The sequence below is a fragment of the Nocardioides sp. Root240 genome (assembly GCF_001428825.1).
Classification (GTDB): Bacteria; Actinomycetota; Actinomycetes; order Propionibacteriales; family Nocardioidaceae; genus Nocardioides.
Map to the genome: position 1 here is coordinate 63,071 of NZ_LMIT01000009.1, position 6,149 is coordinate 69,219.

General features: G+C 70.3%; 2 protein-coding genes. Both read left to right on the forward strand.

The window, feature by feature from the left end; all coding sequences use genetic code 11:
• Positions 1-69 precede the first annotated feature (69 nt).
• Positions 70-5,731 (forward strand): Ig-like domain-containing protein (locus tag ASE20_RS26010; protein ID WP_414858373.1); only part of this gene is annotated, 5,662 nt, incomplete at its 3' end.
• A gap of 177 nt (positions 5,732-5,908) precedes the next feature.
• Positions 5,909-6,149, forward strand: a 241-nt coding sequence (locus ASE20_RS25010) for a hypothetical protein (RefSeq protein ID WP_235538803.1), incomplete at its 3' end; no start/stop codon positions are given.

A 6,149-nucleotide genomic window follows, 5' to 3' on the forward strand; every position in this document is an offset into this window, starting at 1 on the left:
GACGCCATCGGCACGGTCACCCGCGGCGGCGCGGTGATCGCCGTGTCCGGCGCCGGCGACGCGAAGATGATGCGGCCCAGCGGCACCGGCTTCACCGACACCGAGGACGTCGAGCTCGCGAAGCCGTCGGGAGGAGTCGCCCAGGTGACGGCCGTCGGTGACACCCCGGTCGTCCTCGACAAGGACGGTCGCGTGTTGGTCGGCGACCACGTGGCAGAGGTCGCCGACGGGGCCGCCGTCGCCGCGAGGACGGTGCAGCTGCAGCAGCCGGGCCCGGACGCCGACGAGGTGCTCGTCGCGACGGACGGGGGGCTCCAGGCCGTGTCGCTGGACGACGGCAGCGTGCGCAAGGTGTCCGACGGCTCGGGTTCCCAGGTCGTCGCCCCCGTGGTCGTGGGGGAGTGTGGCTTCGCGGTCTGGGCCGACGGTACGGCGGCGTCGGTCGTCGCGGCCTGCGACGGCAAGGACCCGCAGGGCCCGACGGGCTTCGAGGTGGGCTCGGACTCCGACCTGGTGTTCCGCGTGAACCGCAACCAGGTCGTCCTCAACGACGTCAAGGACGGCTCCGTGTGGAGCGTGGACGCCGCCAAGCCGGTCCAGATCGCCAACTGGGATGCCTACCAGCCCCACAGGAAGAATGACCAGGACGACGACGACAAGACCGATGACCGCCAGGTGCGGCGGGCGCCGCAGGCGAATCCCGACACCCTGGGCGTGCGCGCCGCGGACACCGCCACGGTCTTGCACGTGCTCGACAACGACAAGGTCTCCGGCGGTGGCGTGCTGACCATCACCAAGGTGGGCAAGCCCAACAAGGAGGGCGTGGACGTCAAGATCTCGCCCGACCGGCAGACCGTGATCGCGACCCTCCCGCAGGGCTTCACGGGCAACCCGACCTTCAGCTACACGATCGACGACGGCTCGGGCGGCAAGGACGCCACCGATGACGGTCTGGTCACCATTCGCACCCGTTCGCCCAACGAGGCGGCGGTCGCGCCCACGCGCATCGACAACGTCAAGGACGTCGTCGTGCCGATCGCTGCGTCGGGCAACGCCGAGGTGTCGGTGCTCGGTGAGTGGCGGGACAAGGTCAACGGCGACCCCGTCTCGGTCGACATCACCGGGCTCAAGCCGGACAAGGACCTCGACGCGTCCGCGACCTCCGACGGCCTGATCAGGATCCGGCCGGCCGGCCGCGTCGGCATGGCCAAGGTGCAGTACACGGTGTCGACCGGAGGACCCGCGGAGACCGGCACCGTGCGGGTCCGCGTGCTCGACCGCAAGAGCCGTGAGGTGCTCTCGCCCAAGGCGCAGCCGGACGTGGTGTCCGGCGAGGTGGGTGGCACGATCACGTTCTCGCCCCTCGACAACGACATCCCGGGTGCCGATCCGAGCGAGCCGACCGCGACCCTGGAGCTGGCGGCCAACGTCGCGACCACACCGGGCCTGACGGTCGAGACCGATCGGCAGTCGGGCAAGGTGACCATCCGTCCGAAGCGGGCCGACCGGTTCGAGCTGAGCTACTCGGTCGGCTACGGCGCGGCGCGCCGCGTCAGCGGCAAGATCTACGTCGTCGCCACCCCGGCGTCTCCCGACAGCGACCAGCCCGTCGCGGCGCCGGACACGGCGACGGTGTACGGCACGTCGCCGGTCGTGATCGACGCCCTGGCCAACGACTACGACCCGAAGGGACGGGTGCTGAGCGTCCTCTCGGCCGAGCCGACGGTCGCCGACAGCGGTCTGCAGGTCGCCGTGATCGACGGGCGGTGGCTGCGGGTCAACGCACTGTCGCCGGACCTGGTGCCGCAGACCCAGGCCGTCACCTACACCGTCAGCAATGGCGTCGCGACCGACAGCTCCCGGGTCGCCGTGACCCAGAAGGACCCGCTGCCGGCCAACGACAACATCCCGATCACCACCGACGACGACGTCGTCGTGCGTGCCGGCGACGCCGTCCTGGTGCCCGTCCTCGACAACGACTCGACCCCGAGCGGCGACCCGATCGGGTTGGCCACGCTCGCCACGGACGGCGTCCCGTCCGGTGAGCTGTCGATCGATCGGGGACTCGGACGCGCCTTCGTGAGTGGTCGCAACGTCCGGTACGTCGCCCCCGCAGGGAGCGAGATCGAGAGCCCCACGACGGTCGAGATCACCTACGTCGCCCAGAACACCTCGGACCTGACGATCCCGCAGGCATCCGGTGTGTTGCGCGTCCAGATCACGCCGCCGAGCTGCAAGGAGCCGGCCAACCAGATCCCGACCCCGCGAGGTGTCGAGGGTCGTGTGACCCAGGGCGACGAGGTCACGCTGCGGCTGCCGCTGGTCGGCAACGACCCCGACGGCGACTCGGTGTCGGTCGTCGGCATCGAGCAGGCTCCCCGGCTCGGCCGCCTGCTGAGCGTCGGTGCGAACGCGATGGTCTACCAGGCCTTCCCGGGCTCGGCTGGGACCGACGAGTTCCGCTTCGTCGTGCAGGACGCCTGCGGGGACACGGCGGTCGGCACCGCTCGCGTCGCCGTCACGCCCGCGGGCGCTCCTCAGCAGCCGGTCGCCGTGAACGACGTGGTCACCGCGGAGCCCGGACGCAATCTCCAGATCGACGTGCTGGCCAACGACTTCCGCACGCCGGGCACCGCCCTTCGGCTTCTCGACCTCGACGAGCAGATCGAGGGCGTGGAGCCGGACCTGAAGACGGGGCTGATCAAGGCCACGGCGCCGGAGGACCCCAGGAAGCCGCTTGTCGCGGCCTACCGGGTCAGTAGTGGCCTCGACGAGTCCTCGGCGGTGCTGCAGGTCCGGTCGGAGAAGGGTTACAACAACCCGCCGGTCGTCGAGGACGCCTACGCCGAGCTGGAGGACGACGCCGACAAGGTGGTCGTCGACGTGCTCGCGTCGGCGTACGACATCGACGGCGAGGGTGAGCCGGTGCTGCTCGATGCGGTGGGCTCCGACAGCGCGACCTTCGACAAGGACGACGCCGACGGCAAGGTCACGCTCCGCGTGCTGAAGACCCCGCAGGTCGTGCCCTTCCGGGTGATGGACGGCCAGGGGGGAACGGCGTCCGCGGTCATCTACGTGCCGGCGCAGCGGGTCGACGTGCCGTACCTCCGCAAGGAGTACCGCACCGACGGTATCCAGATCGACCCGGGCGAGACGAAGGACCTCAAGGTCGAGGACCTGGTCTCCGACCCCGAGGGCGACAAGGTGTTCCTCACGATCGTCGAGAACATCGCCGCCGCTCCGGCCGAGCTCCTGTCGGCCAGGGCGCCGGACAACGAGAACCTGAGCGTCAGCGCGACCAAGGAGGCGCGTGGCCCGGGTGCGTTGACCTTCGAGGTGTCGGACAAGCCCGGGATCGACGACCCGGACCGTCACGTCGCGGTGCTCACCGTCCCGGTCACCATCGGCGACGGCAGCCCGCTGGTGAGCTGCCCCCGAGCGACGATCCCTGTCGTCGAGGGAGGCGCCAGCAAGGCGCTCGACATCGCGACCATCTGTCACGTGTGGACCCCACGGCCCGCGGCGGCGGGCGGGCTCGACTACAGCGCCGACTGGGCGGACGGCCAGGCGATCGACGACGTCGAGGTCGACAACACCGACGCCGGCGTCGAGCTGACGGCAGCCGTCGGCGCTCGGAGCCAGGCCACCGGGGTTCTCGAGGTCTCGGTGGAGGGCAAGCCGGCGGTGGACGCCACGGGCGAACGGGCGACCCTGCTCGTCAAGGTGGTCAAGGCCGGGCCGCCGTCCTTGAACGCCATTCCGCTCGAGGGCGAGGCCGGCAAGACGGTCACCGTCGACGTGGCTTCCTACGGCCGGTCACCGTTCGGCTCGAGGGCGGACTGGGTCATGCTCGGTAAGCCCGTCCAGATGCCGGGCGGGCCGGCGCCGGCGCGGATCAGCTCCTCCGGCACCAAGGTCAGCCTGACGCCTCCCGAGGGCGAGCACGGTCAGTACACCTTCCGGGTGAGCCTCGCTGACAACGGTGAGACGTCAGGCGAGCGGCGGGCCGACGGCCTGGTCCGGTTGTCGGTCGTGAGTGCCCCGGAGCAGGTCACCGGACTTCGCACCGACGGCCAGGTCTACGACAGTGCCGTCAAGCTGCTGTGGACGCCGCCGAACGCGGGTGGCGGGGCCATCCGCGGCTACACCGTGAACTTCGATGGCGGCAAGACCACCTGCCCGAGCAGCCGGTGCACCATCACCGGCCTCGAGAACGCACACGAGTACACCTTCACCGTCGTCGCCCACAACCAGTACGGCGACAGCGAGCCGTCGAAGGCGGTGAAGGGCACACCGGACCGCGTGCCTGATCAGGTCGTGGGGCTCAAGGTGGTCGAGCAGCGCGACAAGCAGGTGCTCCTCGAGTGGTCGGCGCCTGATGGCAACTTCTCCGCGATCGAGGACTACAACGTCAGCTGGCCGGGGAGCGGCAGCATCCGCTCGACGCACGGCAAGACCAGCTTCCCGGCGCCGGTCTCCGCCAACGGTGAACCCACGACCTTCTCGGTCTGGGCCGTCAACAGCAAGGGCCCCGGCCCGAAGAGTCCGGTCACCGGCGAAGGGGCCGGCAAGCCGGACGCCCCTGTCCTCGACAAGCCGGGGCTGACCAACGCCGCGGACCAGAACCAGAAGGCCGTGACGATCAGCTGGAGCGCGGTGCCACCGAACGGTCCGGGACCGACGGAGTACTACGTCACGAAGGACGGCAGCAAGCAGGTGTGCCCGGGATCGGGCTGGACCCAGGCGATCTCGTGTCCCGATGCCCTGCCGAACGACGGCACGACGACGTCGTACACGGTCCGGGCGCGCAATGCCGAGGCGACCGCCGGTCGCGGCACGGAGAGCAACTACGTGTCGGCCGATTCGTCGCCCGTCAGCGTCGAGGCTGCTGCACCGCCGGAGGGGGTCAGCAACCTGAAGGCGGTGGCGACCGGCAACGACGGCCAGGCGAGGGTGACCTTCGACGTCGGGCCGTCCCACGGCAAGACCAACCAGATCAACTGCACCCCGTCGTGCGGCAACCTGCAGGCGACATCTGTCGACAACGCCGGGCGGTCCGGCCTCAGCTTCGACCTGCCCGGCCTCTCGAACGGCTCGACGACCACCGTCACGATCTGGACCTGCAACGGCAGCAGTGGCAGCGAGCAGACGGGCTCGGCCTGCAGCGGCAAGACCTCGGACACCACCGTGACCTACGGTCCGCTGTCCAACCCGGGAATCAGCGTCAGCGGGAGCGGACAGTGCCTCTACCCGAGTGCGAGCGGCAACGGCAACGGCAAGGACGCCCGCCTCGTGCTGTACGAGAACGGCTCGGTGATCGACTCCACGGGCTGGTCGCGCGGCCCGCTCTCCCTCTCCCCGAACAGGTGCCTCGGCTACAGCCAGTCCCGGTCCTACCGCGTCGAGCTGCAGGACAGCGGCGAGACGGCAGAGCAGCCGAACAACCGCGCGGACCGCGCCGCCGGTCCGGTCTCGGCCACGACCGACCCCCCGCCGCGCAAGGTCACGGTGGGCAAGACCGGCAACGCCCAGGGCATGCCGGGGTGCGCCAGCGCTTCGTGCGCCTACCTGCAGGTGACGCTGGAGAACTTCAGCGGCTCGGTCCGGTGCAGTGCCCACCAGAACAACCCGAACGACACCGACTGGACCAACACCTACGTCCTCGGCAACGGAACGCACCGGCCCGGTTGGTACTACGGCTGGCCCGGCTCGCAGGTCTGGGTGATCTGCGNNCCTGGTGAGCCAGGAGAACAGGAACCCAATGATGAGATTGGCAAGGACGGTGCCCGCCGCGCGCGGTGCTGCGATCGTCGCCGCGACCCTGGCCGTGCTCACCGCCGGCTGCTCCGCGGACGACGAGTCGCCGAAGGCCGAACCGTCGGCAGGCACGACCAGCGGCTCGCCGACGGTGTCGACACAAGAGGCGAAGGTGACGGTGGGCCGGACCGGTGACGCGAAGGGTCAGCCGGGCTGCTCGAGCGCGTCGTGCGCCTACCTGCAGGTGACGCTGGAGAACGTCAGCGGTTCCGCGACGTGCAGCGCGCACCAGGACAACCCGAACGACACCGACTGGACCAACACCTACGTCCTCGGCGACGGAACGCACCGGCCCGGTTGGTACTACGGCTGGCCCGGCTCGCAGGTCTGGG